The following is a 20,075-nucleotide window of genomic DNA, read 5'->3' on the forward strand; positions in this document are numbered from 1 at the left end:
AGGTCAGGGCCGCGTCAAGTTTTCAGGGATTCGCGATGAGTGCCAACGCCCCCGCATCATTTACGCCACCCAGCCTGCTGCTGTGTACCATCGGCCTGTCGCTGGCGACCTTCATGCAGGTCCTCGACACGACAATTGCCAACGTTGCCTTGCCGACCATTTCCGGCAATCTGGGCGTCAGCTCGGAGCAGGGCACTTGGGTTATTACTTCATTCGCCGTAAGTAATGCCATTGCCTTGCCCCTGACCGGCTGGCTGAGCCGCCGCTTTGGCGAGGTGAAGCTGTTCCTGTGGGCGACGATTCTGTTTGTTCTGGCTTCGTTCCTGTGCGGGATTTCCCAGTCGATGCCGGAGCTCGTGGGCTTTCGCGTGCTGCAAGGCGTAGTAGCGGGGCCGTTGTACCCGATGACGCAAACCCTGCTGATTGCGGTCTACCCTCCGGCGAAAAGGGGGATGGCACTGGCACTGCTGGCGATGGTCACGGTGGTCGCACCGATTGCCGGGCCGATTCTCGGCGGCTGGATCACCGACAGTTACAGCTGGCCGTGGATCTTCTTTATCAACATTCCGATTGGCCTGTTCGCGGTTCTGGTCGTGCGTATGCAAATGGCCAAACGGCCGGTGGTGACCAGTTACCAGCCCATGGATTATGTCGGGCTGATTACCCTGATTATCGGTGTCGGTGCCTTGCAGATCGTGCTCGACAAGGGCAATGACCTGGATTGGTTCGAGTCGAACTTCATCGTTATCGGCGCCTTGATCTCAGCCGTAGCGTTGTCGGTCTTCGTGATCTGGGAAATGACCGACAAGCACCCCATCGTCAATCTGCGGCTGTTTGCATTCCGTAACTTTCGCATCGGCACCATGGTGCTGGTCGGTGGCTATGCGGGGTTCTTCGGTATCAATCTGTTGTTGCCGCAGTGGCTGCAGACCCAGATGGGCTACACCGCCACCTGGGCGGGACTGGCCGTGGCACCCATCGGTATCTTGCCGGTGTTGATGTCACCTTTTGTCGGCAAGTACGCACACAAGTTCGACCTGCGCTTGTTGGCCGGACTGGCGTTCCTGGCGATTGGTACCAGTTGCTTTATGCGGTCGGGGTTCACCAATGAGGTGGACTTTGAACACATCGCGCTGGTGCAGTTGTTCATGGGGGCGGGCGTTGCGTTGTTCTTCATGCCGACCCTGAGCATCCTGCTGTCGGACTTGCCGCCCAATCAGATTGCTGACGGTTCTGGTTTGGCGACGTTCCTGCGCACGCTGGGCGGGAGTTTTGCGGCATCGCTGACTACGTGGATCTGGATCCGCCGCGCCGATCAGCATCATGCTTATTTGAGTGAAAACATCAGCACTTACGACCCTGCTACCCGGGATGCGCTAAATGCACTGGGAGGTGCGAGCCCTTCGGCTTATGCGCAACTGGAGCAGACCCTCAACAGCCAGGCTTACATGATGTCGACGGTGGATTACTTTTATCTGCTGGGCTGGGTGTTCATGGGCTTGATTCTGCTGGTCTGGCTGGCCAAACCGCCATTCACCGCCAAGGCCGGGCCTGCGGCTGGGGGCGGGCATTGATGCGGTTTTGAGGCTTCACACATGACTTGTGGGAGCGAGGCTTGCCCGCGATAAGGCTGGATTCGATGGCCCTGATATCTGCGGCGCTCTTATCGCGGGCAAGCCTCGCTCCCACAGGGTCAGTGTGTCTCGGGGGAAGGAAGGGCAGGTTGCTGCTCCGGCACAAAATCAAACGCCCCCAGCTGAAACCCTTGTTCATCCACCTGCACGGCCCAGCCTTGCTTGTCCCAGTCACCCAGCACAATGCGCCGCGCTGCCTGATCGCCGATCTGTAGCTTATGGATGGCGGGGCGGTGGGTGTGGCCGTGGATCAGGGTGCGTACGCCGAATTGCTGCATCACTTCGGGCACTTCTTCGGGGGTTACGTCGACAATGTCATTGGCTTTCATGCGGGTTTGCGAACGGCTTTCATTGCGCAGTTTGCGCGCCAGTTTGTGTCGGGTGCTTTTGGGCAGATTGCGCAGCACGAACAAGGTCAGCGGGTGGCGCAGGTAACGGCGCATGCGTATGTAGCCTTCGTCCCGGGTGCACAGGCTGTCGCCATGCATCAGCAGCACCGGCTCGCCGTTCAACTGAACAACGCTCGGGTCCGGCAGCAAGGTGCAGCCGGCCGCCTTACAGAACGCACGGCCAATCATGAAGTCGCGATTGCCGTGCATCAGAAATATTTGGGTGCCGCTATCGCTCAGCGCTCGCAACGCCTGGCAAATAGAACGCTGGAAGGGCGACATTGCATCATCGCCAATCCAGACCTCGAAAAAATCACCGAGGATATACAGGGCCTGAGCATCGCGGGCACGGCCCGCGATCAGATCCAGAAACGCCCGGGTAATGTCCGGGCGTTCTTCCTGCAAATGCAGATCGGAGATCAGCAATATCACTCAACGATCTCGGCTTTCTCGATGATCACGTCTTCAGTCGGTACGTCCTGGTGGCCGGATTTGCTGCCGGTGGCCACGCCTTTGATCTTGTCGACAACGTCAGTGCCTTCGATCACTTCACCGAATACAGCGTAACCCCAGCCTTGAGTGGTCTTGGCGCTGTGGTTGAGGAAGCTGTTGTCAGCCACGTTGATGAAGAACTGTGCGGAGGCAGAATGCGGCTCCATGGTACGGGCCATGGCAACGCTGTACTTCTTGTTCGGCAGGCCGTTGTCAGCTTCGTTCTGGATGCTTGGGCGCTTGTCTTTCTTTTCTTTCATGCCTGGCTCGAAACCGCCGCCCTGGATCATGAAGTTACCGATGACACGGTGGAACACGGTATTTTCGTAGTGGCCGGCGTTGACGTATTCGATGAAGTTGGCAACGGTCAACGGCGCTTTTTCAGCGTTCAGTTCCAGGACGATGTCGCCGTGGTTGGTGGTCAATTTTACTTTGGACATATCAAAAGTCGCTCTTTTGGCATTCGTGAATGGACGCGTTATAACCCAGACGCGCAGTTTACAGAGGTCGTTACATAATTCTTTCGAGTTTTTAACTCGACGGTTTTCTTACAGGGCGCTGTTAGCCTATTGACAGCTTCGGCTATCATAAGCGCTTTGATTTAGTCGGCCTACCCTGGCCGCGCACTTGTATTGTCCAAGGATCCTATGAGCAAGCCCACTCAAGACCCCGCTGCGAATTCAAAGGCAGGCCCTGCAATCCCTACCAATTTCCTGCGCCCGATTGTCCAGGCTGACCTCGATTCGGGTAAGCACACAAAGATCGTCACCCGTTTTCCGCCGGAGCCTAACGGCTATCTGCACATCGGTCACGCCAAGTCGATCTGCGTGAATTTCGGTCTGGCTCAGGAATTCGGTGGCGTCACGCACCTGCGTTTCGATGACACCAACCCGGCCAAGGAAGACCAGGAATACATCGACGCCATCGAAAGCGACGTGAAGTGGCTGGGCTTCGAATGGGATGGCGAAGTGCGCTACGCCTCGCAGTATTTCGATCAATTGCACGACTGGGCTGTCGAGCTGATCAAGGCTGGCAAGGCTTATGTGGACGATCTGACCCCGGAACAGGCGCGTGAATACCGCGGCACCCTGACCGAACCGGGCAAGAACAGCCCGTTCCGTGAGCGCAGCGTCGAGGAAAACCTGGATCTGTTCGCTCGCATGAAAGCCGGTGAATTCGAAGACGGTGCCCGTGTTCTGCGCGCCAAAATCGACATGGCTTCGCCGAACATGAACCTGCGCGACCCGATCCTGTATCGCATTCGCCATGCTCATCACCACCAGACTGGCGACAAGTGGTGCATCTACCCGATCTACGACTTTACCCACGGCCAATCGGACGCTATCGAAGGTATTACGCATTCGATCTGCACCCTGGAATTCGAAAGCCATCGTCCGCTGTATGACTGGTTCCTCGACAACCTGTCGGTGCCAAGCAAACCGCGTCAGTACGAGTTTTCGCGCCTGAACCTGAACTACACCATCACCAGCAAGCGCAAGCTGAAGCAACTGGTCGATGAAAAGCACGTTCACGGTTGGGATGACCCGCGCATGTCGACCCTGTCGGGCTTCCGTCGTCGTGGATACACGCCGAAGTCGATCCGTAACTTCTGCGAAATGATCGGCACCAACCGTTCCGACGGCGTAGTGGATTTCGGCATGCTGGAATTCAGCATTCGTGACGATCTGGACCACAGCGCTCCGCGTGCCATGTGCGTGCTGCGTCCGTTGAAAGTAGTGATCACTAATTATCCGGAAGGTCAGGTCGAGAAGCTTGAGCTGCCGCGTCACCCGAAAGAAGACCTCGGCGTACGCGAGCTGCCGTTCTCCCGCGAGATTTACATTGACCGCGACGACTACATGGAAGAGCCGCCAAAAGGCTACAAGCGTCTTGAACCGAATGGCGAAGTGCGTCTGCGCGGCAGCTATGTGATCCGTGCCGACGAAGCCATCAAGGATGCCGACGGCAACATCGTCGAGTTGCGTTGCTCCTACGACCCGGACACCCTGGGCAAGAACCCTGAAGGCCGCAAGGTCAAAGGCGTCGTGCATTGGGTCCCGGCGGCTGAAAGCGTTGAATGCGAAGTGCGTCTGTACGATCGTCTGTTCCGTTCGCCAAATCCTGAAAAGGCTGAAGACGGTGCGACCTTCCTGGACAACATCAATCCGGATTCCCTGCAAGTGCTGACCGGTTGTCGTGCTGAACCTTCATTGGGACAAGCGCAACCGGAAGACCGTTTCCAGTTCGAACGCGAAGGCTATTTCTGCGCGGACATCAAGGACTCGAAACCAGGTCAGCCGGTATTCAACCGGACTGTAACGCTACGAGATTCGTGGTCTTAAGGAGCCTCAGTGCTTTCTATCTACAACACGCTCACCAAGAGCAAAGAAGTCTTCAAGCCGCTGGATGGCAACAAGGTGCGCATGTACGTCTGCGGGATGACCGTATACGACTACTGCCACCTGGGCCACGGCCGCAGTATGGTGGCGTTCGACCTCGTTACCCGCTGGCTGCGGTTCAGCGGTTACGACCTGACGTATGTGCGCAACATCACCGACATTGATGACAAGATCATAAATCGTGCCCGTGAAAACGGTGAGTCGTTTGATGCGCTGACGGCGCGCATGATCGACGCGATGCATGAGGACGAAGCACGGCTGAATATCCTCAAACCGGATATGGAGCCGCGTGCGACCGATTACATCGACGGCATGCACGCCATGATTCAGACCCTGATCGACAAGGGCTATGCCTACGCGCCAGGTAATGGCGACGTGTACTACCGCGTCGGCAAGTTCCTCGGTTATGGCAAGCTGTCGCGCAAGAAGATCGAAGATCTGCGCATTGGCGCACGTATCGAAGTAGACGAGTCCAAGGATGATCCGTTGGACTTCGTGCTCTGGAAAGGCGTCAAGCCGGGCGAGCCGAGCTGGGATTCGCCATGGGGCGCCGGGCGTCCGGGCTGGCACATCGAGTGCTCGGTGATGTCCACCTGCTGCCTGGGTGAAACGTTCGATATTCATGGTGGCGGTAGTGACCTTGAGTTCCCGCACCACGAGAACGAAATCGCCCAGAGCGAAGCGGCTACTGGTAAAACCTACGCCAACGCCTGGTTGCACTGCGGCATGATTCGCATCAATGGCGAGAAGATGTCCAAGTCCTTGAACAACTTCTTCACCATTCGCGACGTGCTGGAAAAGTACTCGCCGGAAGTGGTGCGGTATCTGCTGGTTTCCAGCCATTACCGCAGCGCGATTAACTATTCCGAAGACAGTCTCAGGGAATCCAAGAGCGCGCTTGAGCGTTTCTATCACGCCCTGCGTGGCTTGCCGGTTTCCGAGCCAGTGGGTGGCGAGGCGTTCGTCGAGCGTTTCTCCGCGGCCATGAACGACGACTTCGGCACGCCTGAAGCCTGTGCGGTGTTGTTCGATATGGTCCGCGAGGTCAATCGCCTGCGCGACACCGATCTGGCAGCAGCAGCTGGTTTGGCAGCACGTTTGAAGCAACTGGCCAGTGTGCTGGGCGTCTTGCAGCTTGAGGCCGATGACTTTTTGCGCGCAGGTGCGGAAGGTCGGGTTGATGCGGCAGAAGTCGAAGCGCTGATTGAAGCGCGCCTGGCTGCCCGTGCAGCCAAGGACTGGGCAGAATCCGACCGCATCCGCGACCAAATCACCGCCATGGGCGTGGTGCTGGAAGACGGCAAAGGCGGGACGACCTGGCGCTTGGCGGATTGATTAGCTGACTTTGATCTGCGCTGTGTTGCTGATACAGCGCGGTCTCGCAGAAGATGCAAAACTTTGTGGGAGCTGAGCTTGCTCGCGATAAAGGCACCTCGGTGTTTGATCTGAAACCGAGGTGTCGGTATCGCGAGCAAGCTCAGCTCCCACAGGGATTGCATTCCAGTTCAACTGTCGGTCGTGACTCAACCCTGCCTTTCCCGCAACCGCTTGTAAAGCGTATTGCGGCTCACCCCCAGGCGCTTGGCCAGTTGGGAAATATTCCCGCCAGCAGCCCGCAATAGCTGATCCAGGTCTTCTGTTTCTTGCAGCTGTGCTTTGTCACTGAACACTGACGGCACATCCTGCAAGCTCATCTCCAGATCCGCAAAGAAATCATCCGGAAGATGCTCGGTGCCGATGACCTCCTCATCCGCCAAGGCCAACGCCACCTGAATCACATTGCTGAGTTGACGCAAGTTACCCGGCCACGGGTGACGATCAAATAACGCCAGCACTTTTGGCTCGAAGCCTCGAGTCTGCTGCGCTTCCCGATGCTGCTCCCAGATTCGCTGAAACAGTGCGGCCTTGTCGGTGCGTTCACGCAGGGGAGGAAGTTCGAGATTCAGCCCGCTGATTCTGTAATACAAATCCTGACGAAAGCGCCCGGCCAATACCTCATCGCGCAGATTACGGTTGGTCGCTGATATCAATCGCACGTCTACTGGATGCAACTCGCTGCTGCCCAGTGGCTGTACACAGCGTTCCTGCAGCACCCGTAACAGACGCGCCTGAACCGGCAGTGGCATGTCGCCAATTTCGTCGAGGAACAGAGTGCCCTTGTCGGCCTTGCGGATCAGGCCAATGCTGCCTTTATAGTGCGCGCCGGTGAACGCGCCTTTTTCATAGCCAAATAACTCCGACTCCACCAGCTCTGCCGGAATCGCTGCGCAGTTGACCGCTATGAGTGGCCTGGCGGATCGGGAGCTGGCGTTGTGCAAGGCTTTGACGAACACCTCTTTGCCCACACCGGTTTCGCCATGGATCAGCAGGGCGATGTTCTTTTCAAGCAGCCGCGCAGCCTGACGCACGGCTTTATCGACCTTGGCGTCTCCCAGACTGACGGCTGACAGTGGTACGCCATCCTGCACGGCTGGTTTCAGCGCGGGCTGGAAAACATGCAGGCTCAGGGGGTTACGTTTAGGTCGTCTCAATACGCCATGAAAGCGGTTGTTTCCTGAGGCCAGAAGGGAGAACGGCAAGCCTTCAGGCTGGTTGAGCAAAAATGCCGTCGGGTTATTGAACAACGCTTCGATGCTCGTCCGCATCGGGCTGCCCCCCAACAGATTATCGGCGCGACGGTTGGCGCTGATGATCCGCCCGTTTTCATCAAATATCAGCAAGCCGGCCCACTGACTGTCGAGGTTGTTCAGCCCGGTGTTGAAGGTCAGCTGGAAGTGGCTGTCCTGAAACTGATCGAGGATTAGTCGGTTTTCTACCGACTGGCTCATCATTTTCACCATGCCCAGCGTGTGGGAGGGCGGCAGGAAGCTGTCGCTGGAGACATCCAGTACCGCAATCATCCGCCGCGCAGCGTCATAAATGGGGGCTGCCGAACCGGTCATGAAACGGTTGGCTTTGAGAAAGTGTTCGTTGTGCTCGATGTGTACCGCCTGTTCGCAGACCAGTGCGGTGCCAATGGCATTGGTGCCCGTAGCGCTTTCAATCCAGCTGGCCCCGGCCATGAAGCCATGGGCATGAGACGGCTCGATAAAACGCTGCGTGCCCCATGACTTGAGCAACTGACCGCGATCATCGGCCAGCATGATCAGGCAGTTGGAGTTACTGAGGATGTTTTCGTAAAAGGGCAGGACTTCCTGGTGGGTGGTGTGCACCAGTGCCTGATGGCGCTCCAGTAACTGCGATACCTGATCTTTCGGTAATTGGCCGAAAGAGGGGGTGGACTGATGACTCAGACCGAAGTCCCGACAGCGGGACCATGAGTCTCGGATGATGGCGTCATGAGCAACGGATGCACGGTGTATGGCCATGGTGGATCCTGCATGTATTTTTATTTTTCTTATTGATCTGGCACGGGCGTCCAATCCCGTGCGTCCGTCCAGTGTCGCTCAGGATTGTTCAAAGTCAATGTTCAGTTTGTTCAGGTGTTCAGTTTTTACTGTTCACTTTTGTTCAGCACTGAACGCTCATCAGGCGAGTGATATTGAGCTGAGGCTCTATCTCGCGCCTGTGTGCAGGAATGCCCGCTTTGGCACGATTGTCGCTATCTCCTGACAAGAATTCGCGCACACCCTGAATAAGAACTGACAAAAAAGGGCAAGCCATGTCTCTAACGCTGGAGCACGTCAGCCGTGTGGTCGACGGCCAAACCTGGATCGATGACGCTTCGTTGAGTTTCGAACCCGGTTCTTTCAACGTCTTGCTGGGCCGTACGCTGTCTGGCAAGACCAGTCTGATGCGGCTGATGGCCGGGCTGGACAAGCCTGATCGCGGTCGCATCCTGATGAACGGCAAGGACGTCACGCAGACGGCCGTTCGCCATCGCAATGTGTCGATGGTGTATCAGCAGTTCATCAATTACCCGAGCATGACCGTCTTTGAAAACATCGCTTCGCCATTGCGGCAGGCCGGTGTTGCCGCTGACGTGATCCAGAGCAAAGTGCTGGAAACCGCGAAGATGCTGCGCATCGAAAAATTTCTGACACGTTATCCGTTGGAGTTGTCCGGCGGCCAGCAGCAACGCACGGCCATGGCCCGGGCGCTGGTCAAGGATGCCGACCTGATTCTGTTCGATGAGCCGCTGGTCAACCTCGACTACAAGCTGCGCGAAGAGCTGCGCCAGGAAATGCGCGAGCTGTTCGAAGCCCGTCACACCATCGCCATTTATGCCACCACCGAGCCTAACGAGGCGCTGGCACTAGGCGGCACTACCACGGTGCTGCATGAAGGCCGGGTGATTCAGAGCGGTCGTACGCCTGAGGTCTATCACCAGCCGCAAACCGTGCTGGCGGCCGAGTTGTTCTCCGAGCCGCCAATCAATTTGATGCCCGGGCGCATTCAGGGCAGTGAAGTCAGTTTTGCCAATTTCGTGCATTTCCCCCTCAACGTTGATCTGCGCAAGATCGGCGACGGCAATTACCGCTTTGGCGTGCGGCCCAGCCATCTGAGTCTGGTGCCGTCAAACGACGATGACCTTGAGCTGGCGGTGACCGTGGAGCTGGCGGAAATCAGCGGCTCGGAAACCTTTCTGCATGTGCGTAACGAACATTTTCCGCTGGTTCTGCACCTTCCTGGGGTACATGCCTACGACGTCGATGCTTCGATCCGGGTGTATATCCCGACCCACAAATTATTTGTGTTCGATGAGCAAGGTCGCCTGATCCAGGCACCCGGCTTGCGTATGGCGAGGGTTGCCTGATGGCCGAGATCCGACTGCAAAACCTCGCACACAGCTATAGCAAACATCCGAACGGGCCAGAGGATTATGCGATTCGTGAGATGAGTCATATCTGGGAGCAGGGTGGGGCTTATGCACTACTGGGACCTTCCGGGTGTGGGAAATCGACATTGCTGAACGTCATCTCCGGGCTGTTGAGCCCTTCGGAGGGGCAGGTGTTGTTTGACTCCAAAGTGGTCAACGACCTGTCGCCGGAGCAGCGCAACATTGCTCAGGTTTTTCAGTTTCCGGTGGTCTACGACACCATGACGGTGTACGACAATCTCGCTTTTCCCCTGCGCAATCAGGGCATGGACGAGAAACGGATTCAAACCAAGGTTCATGAAATCGCCGACGTGCTGGACCTGCAGCCATTACTGAAGAAAAAGGCCCGCAACCTCACCGCGGATGAAAAGCAGAAAGTCTCCATGGGCCGTGGTCTGGTCCGGGATGACGTGTCGGCCATTCTGTTTGACGAGCCGCTAACCGTGATCGACCCGCATTTGAAGTGGAAGCTGCGGCGCAAGCTCAAGCAGATTCACGAGCAGTTCAATATCACCATGGTCTACGTCACCCACGATCAACTGGAAGCTTCGACCTTCGCCGACAAAATCGCCGTTATGTATGGCGGCGCGATTGTCCAGTTCGGCACTCCGCGAGAGCTGTTCGAGAAACCACGTCACACCTTTGTTGGTTACTTCATCGGCAGCCCTGGCATGAATCTCATTGAGGTCACTCCTCAAGCCGGCGGTGTGGGCTTCGGCGATGTTCATTTACCGCTGTCCGAATCAATGCAGCAGCTTATCGCCGAGAAAAAGTGGAGCAGCCTGAAGGTCGGCATACGTCCGGAGTTTGTGCATGTTTGGGACGGACCGGTGGATGACGCGCTATGCGCTGAAGTCAGTCACGTTGAAGACTTGGGCACCTACAAGATTCTGACCCTGCGCCTGGCCGGACAAGCCTTGAAGGTGCGGCTGCAGGAAGACAAAGCGGTGCCCGCGGGCCAGGCCTGGATCAGCTTTCCGGGTCAGTGGTTGATGGTCTATGCCGACGATTACTTGCTGGAGTCAGGCCATGAATAAGGTTCAGAACAACAAGGCGTGGTGGTTGGTATTACCGGTTTTCCTGCTGGTGGCGTTCAGCGCCATCATCCCGATGATGACCGTGGTCAACTATTCGGTGCAGGACATCTTCGACCAGTCCAGCCGCTACTTTGTCGGCACCGACTGGTTCAAGCAGGTCTTGCAGGACCCGCGTCTGCATGACTCGCTGCTCCGCCAGTTCATTTATTCCGCGTGTGTGCTGTTGATCGAGATTCCGTTGGGGATCGCTATCGCGTTGTGCATGCCGAGCAAGGGGCGCTGGTCCACGGTCTGCCTGATCGTCATGACCATTCCGCTGCTGATTCCGTTCAACGTCGTCGGCACCATCTGGCAGATCTTCGGCCGGGGCGATATTGGTTTGCTGGGCTACACGCTGAACAACGTACTAGGCATCAATTACAACTACGCAGCCAACGCATCGGACGCCTGGGTGACGGTGTTGATCATCGACGTCTGGCACTGGACGTCGCTGGTCGCGCTGCTTTGCTACTCAGGCTTGCGGGCGATCCCGGACGTTTATTACCAGGCAGCGCGTATCGATCGGGCTTCCAGTTGGGCTGTATTCCGGCATATCCAGCTGCCGAAGATGAAGAGTGTGTTGCTGATCGCTGTGATGCTGCGCTTCATGGACAGCTTCATGATCTACACCGAACCGTTCGTGCTGACCGGCGGCGGCCCAGGCAACTCCACCACCTTCCTCAGTCAGACCCTGACCACCATGGCGCTGGGCCAGTTCGACCTGGGCCCTGCGGCGGCGTTCTCGCTGGTGTATTTCCTGATCATCCTGCTCGTGTCGTGGGTGTTCTACACCGCCATGACCCATAGCGAAAAGAACTGAGGAGGCGGACATGAACCTGCGCAAAATCATACCGCTGTGGATTTACCTGCTGTTTTTGCTGGTGCCGATCTATTGGTTGGTGAACATGTCGTTCAAGACCAACACCGAAATCCTCGGTGGCCTGACCTTGTGGCCGCAGGATTTCACGCTGGCCAACTACAAAGTGATTTTCACCGACGAAAGCTGGTACAGCGGCTACATTAATTCTCTGTACTACGTTTGCCTCAATACCGTGATCTCGCTAAGCGTCGCGCTGCCCGCCGCTTATGCGTTTTCCCGTTATCGTTTTCTGGGCGACAAGCACCTGTTCTTCTGGCTGCTGACCAATCGCATGGCACCGCCTGCGGTTTTCCTGCTGCCGTTCTTCCAGTTGTATTCGTCCATTGGTCTGTTCGATACCCACATCGCCGTAGCGCTGGCTCATTGCCTTTTCAATGTGCCGTTAGCGGTGTGGATTCTGGAGGGTTTCATGTCCGGTGTGCCCAAGGAGATCGATGAAACTGCCTATATCGATGGTTACAGCTTTCCGAAATTCTTCGCGAAAATCTTCGTGCCGCTGATTGGCTCGGGTATCGGTGTGACGGCGTTCTTCTGCTTCATGTTTTCCTGGGTTGAACTGCTGCTGGCCCGGACCTTGACCTCGGTCAACGCCAAGCCGATTGCGGCGGTGATGACGCGCACGGTCTCGGCGTCGGGCATTGATTGGGGCGTCCTGGCGGCGGCGGGGGTGTTGACCATCCTGCCCGGCATGCTGGTGATCTGGTTCGTTCGTAACCACGTGGTCAAGGGCTTCGCTCTTGGCCGGGTCTGAGGAGTCGAAAAATGGAGTGGATGTCATGGACACTGCCCACCGCGATCTTCTTCGGCAGCATTGCATTGCTGTTGGCTGGGATGACGGTGTGGGAATTGCGCTCGGCCAGTATTGAGCGTCGTGGTTTTCTGCCGATTGCCACCACCCGTGGTGACCGACTGTTCATTGGGCTGTTGGGTAGCGCTTATCTGCATCTGCTGGTGATTGGCGCAACCGACTGGAATATCTGGGTCGCTTCAGGGATCTCTCTGGTGTGGCTCCTGGTAGTAATGCGGTGGGGTTAGAGGGCGGATGAGCGCAAATGCCAGGCTGATCCGGTAGGCAGTATTCGAAGCGGGACTACATAAGAAACAACACTGGAGGTGTCTATGTTCAATAAGAAAAACAAGCTACGACATAGCGTGACGCTGGCGACAATGGTGATGCTCAGCGGATTGAGCGTTTCGGCATGGGCGGATCAGTACCAGGATGCGGCCAAGAAATGGGCGGCTAGCGAGTTCAAACCAAGCACGCTTTCCGATGCCGAACAATTGAAAGAGCTGGAGTGGTTCATCAAAGCCGCCGAGCCGTTCCGCGGCATGGACATCAAGGTGGTTTCCGAAACCTTGACCACCCACGAGTACGAATCGAAAACCCTGGCCAAGGCTTTCACCGAAATCACCGGCATCAAGCTCACCCATGACTTGCTGCAAGAAGGTGACGTGATTGAAAAGCTGCAAACCGCCATGCAGTCCGACAAAAGCATTTATGACGGATGGGTGAATGATTCCGACTTGATAGGTACCCACTTCCGATACGGCAAGGCGATGTCCCTGACAGACCTGATGGCAAGCCCGGAAGGCAGCAAGGTCACTTCGCCGACGCTGGACCTCAAAGACTTCATCGGCACCTCGTTCACCACTGCGCCGGACGGCAAGCTTTATCAACTGCCCGATCAGCAGTTTGCCAACCTGTACTGGTTCCGCGCTGACTGGTTCGATCGCGCAGACCTGAAAGAAAAATTCAAAGCCAAGTACGGCTACGAGCTGGGCGTCCCGGTGAACTGGTCGGCTTATGAAGACATCGCCAAGTTCTTCAGCGAAGACGTGAAAGAAATCGACGGCAAGAAAGTCTACGGCCACATGGACTACGGCAAAAAAGATCCGTCCCTGGGCTGGCGCTTCACCGATGCCTGGTTCTCCATGGCGGGCAGCGGCGACAAGGGCTTGCCAAACGGTCTGCCGGTGGATGAGTGGGGTATTCGCGTAGAAGACTGCCACCCGGTCGGTTCCAGCATTACTCGCGGCGGCGATACCAACGGCCCGGCTGCGGTGTTTGCTACCCAGAAATATATCGACTGGCTCAAGGCCTACGCGCCGCCTGAAGCGGCGGGCATGACGTTCTCCGAGTCCGGGCCGGTGCCTTCGCAAGGTAACGTTGCTCAGCAGATTTTCTGGTACACCGCTTTCACCGCTGACATGACCAAAGCGGGTCTGCCGGTCATGAACGCCGATGGCACGCCAAAATGGCGTATGGCGCCTTCACCAAAAGGCCCGTACTGGAAAGAAGGCATGAAGCTGGGTTATCAGGACGTGGGTTCCTGGACCTTCCTTAAATCTTCCGACGAGAAAAAACGTCTGGCTGCCTGGCTCTACGCGCAGTTCGTGACGTCGAAAAGCGTATCCCTGAAGAAAACCATCGTGGGCCTGACGCCGATTCGTGAGTCGGACATCAACTCCAAGGAAATGACCGCTCTGGCGCCGAAGCTCGGTGGTCTGGTGGAGTTCTACCGGAGCCCGGCCCGGGTTCAATGGTCGCCTACCGGGACCAACGTGCCGGATTATCCGAAACTGGCGCAGCTGTGGTGGAGTCACGTCGCCGAGGCTGTAACCGGCGAGAAAACCGCGCAGCAGGCACTGGACGGTCTGGCCAAGGATCAGGATGCGATCATGACGCGCATCGAGCGCTCCAAGGTTCAGGACGCCAGCAAGTGCGCGCCTAAGATGAACCCGGAAACCTCGGCCGAAGAGTGGTACACCAAAGCCGAGCAAAGTGGCGGCAAGTTCCTTGCTCCACAACGCAAGCTGGCCAATGAAAAGCCGAAGGGCGAAACCATCGCTTATTCTGATTTGCTGAAAAGCTGGGAAGCGGCCAAGAAGTAAGGCCTCTGCGCAATGAAAAACGGCACCCTTGGGGGTGCCGTTTTCATTTACCGCATGCCACGACGATCAGGCGTGCAGAGTCTCTGCTGCGTACAGGGTGTTTTCGAGCAGGCAGGCGCGAGTCATTGGACCTACGCCACCTGGAACCGGGGTGATCCAGCCAGCGCGGGGCAGGGCGGTTTCGTACACCACATCACCCACCAGCTTGCCGTCGTCCTGACGATTGATGCCAACGTCGATCACGATAGCGCCTTCCTTGATCCACTCGCCTTTGACCAGACCTGGTTTGCCAGCCGCAACCACCACCAGATCAGCACGGCCAACATGGCCCGCCAGATCCTTGGTGAAACGATGGGTCACGGTTACGGTGCAACCGGCCAGCAACAGCTCCATGGCCATTGGGCGACCGACAATGTTGGACGCGCCCACCACGACTGCATCCAGACCATAGAGATCGACACCGGTGCTTTCCAGCAGGGTCATGATGCCTTTGGGTGTGCAGGGGCGCAGCAGCGGAATGCGCTGGGCCAGACGACCGACGTTATAAGGATGGAAGCCATCCACGTCTTTGTCCGGGCGAATGCGCTCCAGCAACAGAGAGGCATCCAGATGTTCAGGCAGTGGCAATTGCAACAATACGCCGTCGATGTTCGCATCGTCATTAAGGCGATCGATGAGTTCGGTCAGTTCGGCTTGTGACGTCTGCGCAGGCAGGTCGTAAGCCTGGGAGATAAAGCCGACTTCTTCACAGTCTTTACGCTTGTGCGAGACATAGACCTGGGAGGCGGGATCGCTGCCCACCAGAATCACTGCGAGGCCGGGTGTGCGCAGGCCTTGCTCGCGACGTTCGGCGACCCGTTTGGCGATCTGCTGACGCAGGCTGGCTGCGATCGCTTTGCCGTCGATTAGTTTTGCAGTCATTACGCGTGATTAACCATCGAGAGGGATCGGAAAAGAGCGCGCATTCTCGCATGTCATCGCGCGCGGGCAAAGGCGCTTGGTCTGCATATTCTCCTAACTCCTTTATCTAACTGAATTTTTTTCTAAAAAAGAGTTGACGACCTTTAGGGTCGTCTATAAGATTCGTCGCACTTGCCGGGTACAACCCAGCACTGGTTAAGCTGGCACTGATAATCAAGTCGATGTTTAGATGAGGTTCGGTGTTGAATCAGGCGGAGCGGTTACTTAGCTCAGTGTGATTAAAAAGCCTTTTAATTTGTAATCGTTAAAGAGTACAGATTATATAAGTGCCCGTAGCTCAGCTGGATAGAGCATCCGCCTTCTAAGCGGATGGTCGCAGGTTCGAGTCCTGCCGGGTGCGCCATTAAGGCAGCTTTGGCAAGTGCAAGTAAGATGTCACGGTTACACGCAATATGGTGGGCGTAGCTCAGTTGGTAGAGCACGGGATTGTGACTCCCGTTGTCGAGGGTTCGATCCCCTTCGTCCACCCCATATTTAGAAAGGCGCCAGACTTATAATCTGGCGCCTTTGCTTTAAAAGCTTGTACGCGGATGTGGTGGAATTGGTAGACACACTGGATTTAGGTTCCAGCGCCGCAAGGTGTGAGAGTTCGAGTCTCTCCGTCCGCACCAAGATTAAAACGCGTCACAGCTGCTATGCGGTCATGACGTTTAAAAAAAGCCGCCTAGTGCGGCTTTTTTTGTTTCAGGATTATTGTTTTTCGTCTCGCTGATCGGCCAGCCTGGCTGCCGTCGGTCGTGCGGGGTGTGCTTCGCGGAATGGAGTCGACGCTGAGGCCGGGTGCGTGATGCCTCGTGCAGGGCCGTGCCAGACGCGTTTCGATCGGTCGAGAGTAGCTGCGGTTGCCAGTCGCTGATCGTCTGATTCCTTCCTTTATATGCGCCCTTTTTCAGTAGGGTGACTTCTTGAGTTTGACCCACTAGAATGCATGCCCTTGATTCTGGGGTCGGAAACGCCGGCTAACGTCTGTGCAACGAGGAATATCCATGCAAGTTTCTGTTGAAAATACTTCCGCTCTTGAGCGCCGCATGACCATTGGCGTGCCTGCCGAACGCATCGAGACTGAAGTCAACAAGCGTCTGCAGCAGACCGCACGTAAAGCCAAGATCCCTGGCTTCCGTCCAGGCAAAGTGCCTATGAGCGTGATCCGTCAGCGTTACGAAGACGGCGCGCGTCAGGAAGCACTGGGTGATTTGATCCAGGCTACTTTCTACGAAGCTGTGGTTGAGCAAAAGCTGAACCCGGCTGGCGCACCTGCTGTAGAGCCAAAGACCTTTGAAAAAGGCAAAGACCTGGAATACATCGCTACTTTCGAAGTATTCCCGGAATTCACCGTTGCCGGTTTCGAGTCCATCGCCGTTGAGCGTCTGTCTGCAGACGTGGCTGATGCCGATCTGGACAACATGCTGGAAATCCTGCGCAAGCAGAACGTTCGTTTCGAAGTGGCTGATCGTGCTGCCCAGAACGAAGACCAGCTGAACATTGATTTTGTTGGCAAGGTTGACGGCGAAGCATTCGCTGGCGGCTCCGCCACTGGCACCCAGCTGGTATTGGGTTCCGGCCGCATGATCCCTGGCTTCGAAGACGGCCTGGTTGGCGCCAAGGCTGGCGAAGAGCGCGTTCTGAACCTGACTTTCCCGGAAGACTATCAGAACCTCGAGCTGGCGGGTAAATCTGCCGAGTTCACCGTTACCGTCAACACGGTTTCCGAGCCTAAGCTGCCTGAGCTGAACGAAGAGTTCTTCAAGCAGTTCGGTATCAAGGAAACCGGTATCGAAGGTTTCCGCACCGAAGTTCGCAAGAACATGGAGCGTGAACTGCGTCAGGCCATCAAGTCCAAGGTCAAGAATCAGGTAATGGACGGCTTGCTGGCCGCCAACCCGATCGAAGTGCCAAAAGCCTTGCTGGAAAACGAAGTAAATCGTCTGCGCGTTCAGGCTGTTCAGCAGTTTGGTGGCAACATCAAGCCTGATCAACTGCCGGCCGAGCTGTTCGAAGAGCAAGCCAAGCGTCGCGTTGAGCTGGGTCTGATCGTTGCTGAAGTGGTCAAGCAGTTCGACCTCAAGCCTGATGACGCCCGCGTTCGCGAGATGATTCAGGAAATGGCTTCTGCTTATCAAGAGCCTGAGCAAGTCGTTGCCTGGTACTACAAGAACGACCAGCAAATGAACGAAGTGCGTTCGGTTGTGCTTGAAGAGCAAGTTGTGGATACTGTTTTGCAGAAGGCTAGCGTGACCGAGAAGTCGGTCTCCTACGAAGAAGCAGTCAAGCCGGTGGAAGGTCCACAAGCCGACTGATTTGTTTTTTCGCTAGAAAACACCTACAAGCCAGCCTTCGCGCTGGCTTGTGCGTATTCAAGAAATGACTATTTGGGAGTGAATGCGAGACATGTCCCGCAATTCTTATATTCAGCAGCACTCTGACATCCAGGCCGCCGGCGGCCTGGTCCCGATGGTTATCGAGCAGTCCGCCCGTGGCGAACGCGCCTATGACATCTATTCGCGCCTTCTCAAGGAGCGAGTGATCTTTCTGGTCGGTCCGGTAGAGGACTACATGGCCAACCTGATCTGCGCGCAACTGCTGTTCCTTGAAGCGGAAAACCCGGACAAGGATATCCATCTTTACATCAACTCGCCGGGCGGTTCGGTAACAGCGGGCATGTCGATCTACGACACCATGCAGTTCATCAAGCCGAACGTTTCGACTACCTGTATTGGTCAAGCGTGCAGCATGGGCGCATTCCTGCTGACTGCTGGTGCTCCGGGCAAGCGTTTCTGCCTGCCGAATTCGCGCGTGATGATTCACCAGCCATTGGGCGGTTTCCAGGGGCAGGCTTCGGATATCGAAATCCATGCCAAGGAAATCCTTTTCATTCGTGAGCGTCTCAACACGCTGATGGCCAAGCACAGCGGGCACACTCTGGAAGAGATCGAGCGTGACACCAATCGCGATAACTTCATGAGCGCAGAAGCCGCGCGTGAGTACGGCTTGATCGACGAAGTCATCAGTCAGCGTCCCGCTTAATAAGCAGCTCAAATAAGGTTGGTCGGTTGCTCTGATCACCTGCGGGCTTGAAAAAGCCCGCAATAGCCTTCATCTTGTGTTGCAAGCCTATCGGATTTGGATCGAACGAATGACTGACACCCGCAACGGCGAGGACAACGGCAAGCTGCTCTATTGCTCCTTCTGTGGCAAAAGCCAGCATGAAGTACGTAAGTTGATTGCCGGCCCCTCGGTCTTTATTTGCGACGAGTGCGTCGACCTGTGCAATGACATCATCCGTGAGGAGGTGCAGGAAGCACAGGCCGAAAGCAGCGCGCATAAATTGCCTTCGCCTAAAGAAATCAGCGGCATCCTTGATCAGTATGTGATTGGTCAAGAGCGTGCGAAAAAGGTTTTGGCCGTAGCGGTGTACAACCACTACAAACGTCTGAACCAGCGTGACAAAAAGAATGACGACGTCGAACTTGGCAAAAGCAACATTTTGCTGATCGGCCCGACAGGCTCGGGTAAAACCCTGCTTGCTGAAACACTGGCCCGCTTGCTGAACGTTCCGTTCACCATCGCCGACGCAACCACCCTCACCGAGGCAGGTTACGTGGGTGAGGATGTCGAGAACATCATTCAGAAGCTGCTGCAGAAGTGCGACTACGATGTAGAGAAAGCCCAGATGGGTATCGTCTATATCGATGAAATCGATAAGATTTCGCGCAAGTCTGACAACCCGTCGATCACCCGTGATGTTTCCGGTGAGGGCGTGCAGCAGGCCCTGCTCAAGCTGATCGAAGGCACGGTCGCTTCCGTTCCGCCTCAAGGTGGTCGCAAGCATCCGCAGCAGGAGTTCCTTCAGGTTGATACTCGTAACATCCTGTTCATCTGCGGTGGTGCGTTCTCCGGTCTGGAAAAGGTTATTCAAAACCGTTCCACCAAAGGCGGCATCGGCTTTAACGCGGAAGTGCGCAGCAAGGAAGAAGGCAAGAAGGTTGGCGAATCCCTGCGTGAAGTCGAGCCTGACGATCTGGTCAAGTTCGGTCTGATCCCCGAATTCGTGGGTCGTCTGCCGGTTCTGGCAACGCTGGACGAGCTGGATGAGGCTGCTTTGATGCAGATTCTCACCGAGCCGAAAAACGCGCTGACCAAGCAGTACGCCAAGCTGTTCGAAATGGAGGGTGTGGACCTCGAGTTCCGTACCGACGCTCTGAAGTCTGTCGCTCGTCGTGCGCTTGAGCGCAAGACCGGTGCGCGTGGCTTACGCTCCATCCTCGAAGGCGTTCTGCTCGACACCATGTACGAGATTCCATCGCAGACTGATGTGAGCAAAGTGGTGATCGACGAAAGCGTAATCGAAGGCACGTCCAAGCCGCTGTTGATTTATGAAAACAGCGAGCCGCCTGCCAAGGCTGCCCCCGACGCGTGAGTGTCACTGCTGCATGAATAAAATGCTGCACAAATAGAGAGGGGCCTTCGGGCCCCTTTTGCATTTCATGCCTAAAGGCTTGTTTTTTGAGGTGTC

16 protein-coding genes and 3 tRNA genes are annotated in these 20,075 nt (G+C 56.3%); 15 read left to right on the plus strand and 4 right to left on the minus strand.

All coding sequences use genetic code 11. The annotated features are described in order from the left end of the window. Positions 1 to 35 precede the first annotated feature (35 nt). The gene (locus ABRP31_RS09120; protein WP_349970639.1) at positions 36 to 1,574 is read left to right on the plus strand and encodes a DHA2 family efflux MFS transporter permease subunit; all 1,539 of its coding nucleotides are present in this window, start codon (positions 36 to 38) and stop codon (positions 1,572 to 1,574) included. 119 nt (positions 1,575 to 1,693) lie between these two features. On the opposite strand, the gene lpxH is transcribed toward ABRP31_RS09120, so the two are convergent. Next, positions 1,694 to 2,455: a UDP-2,3-diacylglucosamine diphosphatase gene (lpxH, locus tag ABRP31_RS09125; protein ID WP_349970640.1), complete on the minus strand. Its 762-nt coding sequence runs from the start codon at positions 2,453 to 2,455 to the stop codon at positions 1,694 to 1,696. Next, positions 2,452 to 2,955 carry a peptidylprolyl isomerase gene (locus ABRP31_RS09130; protein WP_349970641.1) on the minus strand — a complete coding sequence of 168 codons (504 nt, stop codon included), beginning with the start codon at positions 2,953 to 2,955 and terminating at the stop codon, positions 2,452 to 2,454. The genes lpxH and ABRP31_RS09130 overlap by 4 nt, the downstream gene beginning before the upstream one ends. A gap of 207 nt (positions 2,956 to 3,162) precedes the next feature. Between ABRP31_RS09130 and ABRP31_RS09135 the strand changes: the two genes are divergently transcribed. Further along, positions 3,163 to 4,857 (plus strand): glutamine--tRNA ligase/YqeY domain fusion protein, encoded by a 1,695-nt coding sequence (locus ABRP31_RS09135; RefSeq protein ID WP_087266308.1) that lies wholly within the window; start codon positions 3,163 to 3,165, stop codon positions 4,855 to 4,857. 9 nt (positions 4,858 to 4,866) lie between these two features. Then, entirely contained in the window at positions 4,867 to 6,249 is a 1,383-nt protein-coding gene (gene cysS, locus ABRP31_RS09140) for a cysteine--tRNA ligase (RefSeq protein WP_349970642.1), read from the plus strand. 188 nt (positions 6,250 to 6,437) lie between these two features. Here cysS and ABRP31_RS09145 read toward each other — a convergent pair whose 3' ends face one another. Next, on the minus strand, positions 6,438 to 8,282 hold the full coding sequence (locus tag ABRP31_RS09145; RefSeq protein ID WP_349970643.1) for a sigma-54-dependent Fis family transcriptional regulator: 1,845 nt from the start codon (positions 8,280 to 8,282) through the stop codon (positions 6,438 to 6,440). A gap of 293 nt (positions 8,283 to 8,575) precedes the next feature. On the opposite strand from ABRP31_RS09145, the gene ABRP31_RS09150 reads away from it, so the two are divergent. The 6 genes from ABRP31_RS09150 to ABRP31_RS09175 all read left to right on the plus strand — a co-directional run bounded on the left by ABRP31_RS09150 (position 8,576) and on the right by ABRP31_RS09175 (position 14,581). Then, the gene (locus tag ABRP31_RS09150; RefSeq protein WP_087266302.1) at positions 8,576 to 9,670 is read left to right on the plus strand and encodes an ABC transporter ATP-binding protein; all 1,095 of its coding nucleotides are present in this window, start codon (positions 8,576 to 8,578) and stop codon (positions 9,668 to 9,670) included. Further along, entirely contained in the window at positions 9,670 to 10,770 is a 1,101-nt protein-coding gene (locus tag ABRP31_RS09155) for an ABC transporter ATP-binding protein (protein WP_349970644.1), read from the plus strand. Before ABRP31_RS09150 ends, ABRP31_RS09155 begins: the two co-directional genes overlap by 1 nt. Further along, entirely contained in the window at positions 10,763 to 11,629 is an 867-nt protein-coding gene (locus ABRP31_RS09160; protein ID WP_087266298.1) for a carbohydrate ABC transporter permease, read from the plus strand. The genes ABRP31_RS09155 and ABRP31_RS09160 overlap by 8 nt, the downstream gene beginning before the upstream one ends. Before the next feature lie 10 nt (positions 11,630 to 11,639). Next, positions 11,640 to 12,440, plus strand: coding sequence for a carbohydrate ABC transporter permease (locus tag ABRP31_RS09165; RefSeq protein ID WP_027898462.1), 801 nt, complete (start codon positions 11,640 to 11,642; stop codon positions 12,438 to 12,440). 11 nt (positions 12,441 to 12,451) lie between these two features. After that, a complete protein-coding gene (locus tag ABRP31_RS09170; protein WP_349970645.1) occupies positions 12,452 to 12,724 on the plus strand; it encodes a DUF2160 domain-containing protein in 273 nt (90 codons plus the stop codon). 84 nt (positions 12,725 to 12,808) lie between these two features. After that, positions 12,809 to 14,581 (plus strand): ABC transporter substrate-binding protein, encoded by a 1,773-nt coding sequence (locus ABRP31_RS09175; RefSeq protein ID WP_087266294.1) that lies wholly within the window; start codon positions 12,809 to 12,811, stop codon positions 14,579 to 14,581. Between the two features lie 66 nt (positions 14,582 to 14,647). On the opposite strand, the gene folD is transcribed toward ABRP31_RS09175, so the two are convergent. Beyond that, a complete protein-coding gene (folD, locus tag ABRP31_RS09180; protein WP_349970646.1) occupies positions 14,648 to 15,502 on the minus strand; it encodes a bifunctional methylenetetrahydrofolate dehydrogenase/methenyltetrahydrofolate cyclohydrolase FolD in 855 nt (284 codons plus the stop codon). Positions 15,503 to 15,828: 326 nt separating this feature from the next. Between folD and ABRP31_RS09185 the strand changes: the two genes are divergently transcribed. From ABRP31_RS09185 to clpX, 6 genes are all read left to right on the plus strand, one after another. Next, positions 15,829 to 15,905 (plus strand) — tRNA-Arg (locus ABRP31_RS09185). A gap of 52 nt (positions 15,906 to 15,957) precedes the next feature. After that, positions 15,958 to 16,033, plus strand: a tRNA-His gene (locus ABRP31_RS09190). A gap of 55 nt (positions 16,034 to 16,088) precedes the next feature. Next, positions 16,089 to 16,173, plus strand: a tRNA-Leu gene (locus ABRP31_RS09195). A 375-nt stretch (positions 16,174 to 16,548) separates the two neighbouring features. Continuing rightward, the gene (tig, locus tag ABRP31_RS09200; RefSeq protein WP_349970647.1) at positions 16,549 to 17,859 is read left to right on the plus strand and encodes a trigger factor; all 1,311 of its coding nucleotides are present in this window, start codon (positions 16,549 to 16,551) and stop codon (positions 17,857 to 17,859) included. A gap of 91 nt (positions 17,860 to 17,950) precedes the next feature. Further along, entirely contained in the window at positions 17,951 to 18,586 is a 636-nt protein-coding gene (gene clpP / locus ABRP31_RS09205) for an ATP-dependent Clp endopeptidase proteolytic subunit ClpP (RefSeq protein ID WP_027897813.1), read from the plus strand. A gap of 109 nt (positions 18,587 to 18,695) precedes the next feature. Next, complete coding sequence (gene clpX, locus ABRP31_RS09210; RefSeq protein ID WP_081568662.1) at positions 18,696 to 19,979, plus strand: ATP-dependent Clp protease ATP-binding subunit ClpX; 1,284 nt, start codon at positions 18,696 to 18,698, stop codon at positions 19,977 to 19,979. The last annotated feature ends 96 nt before the right edge of the window (positions 19,980 to 20,075 follow it).

The organism is Pseudomonas caspiana (assembly GCF_040224095.2).
GTDB lineage: Bacteria > Pseudomonadota > Gammaproteobacteria > Pseudomonadales > Pseudomonadaceae > Aquipseudomonas > Aquipseudomonas caspiana.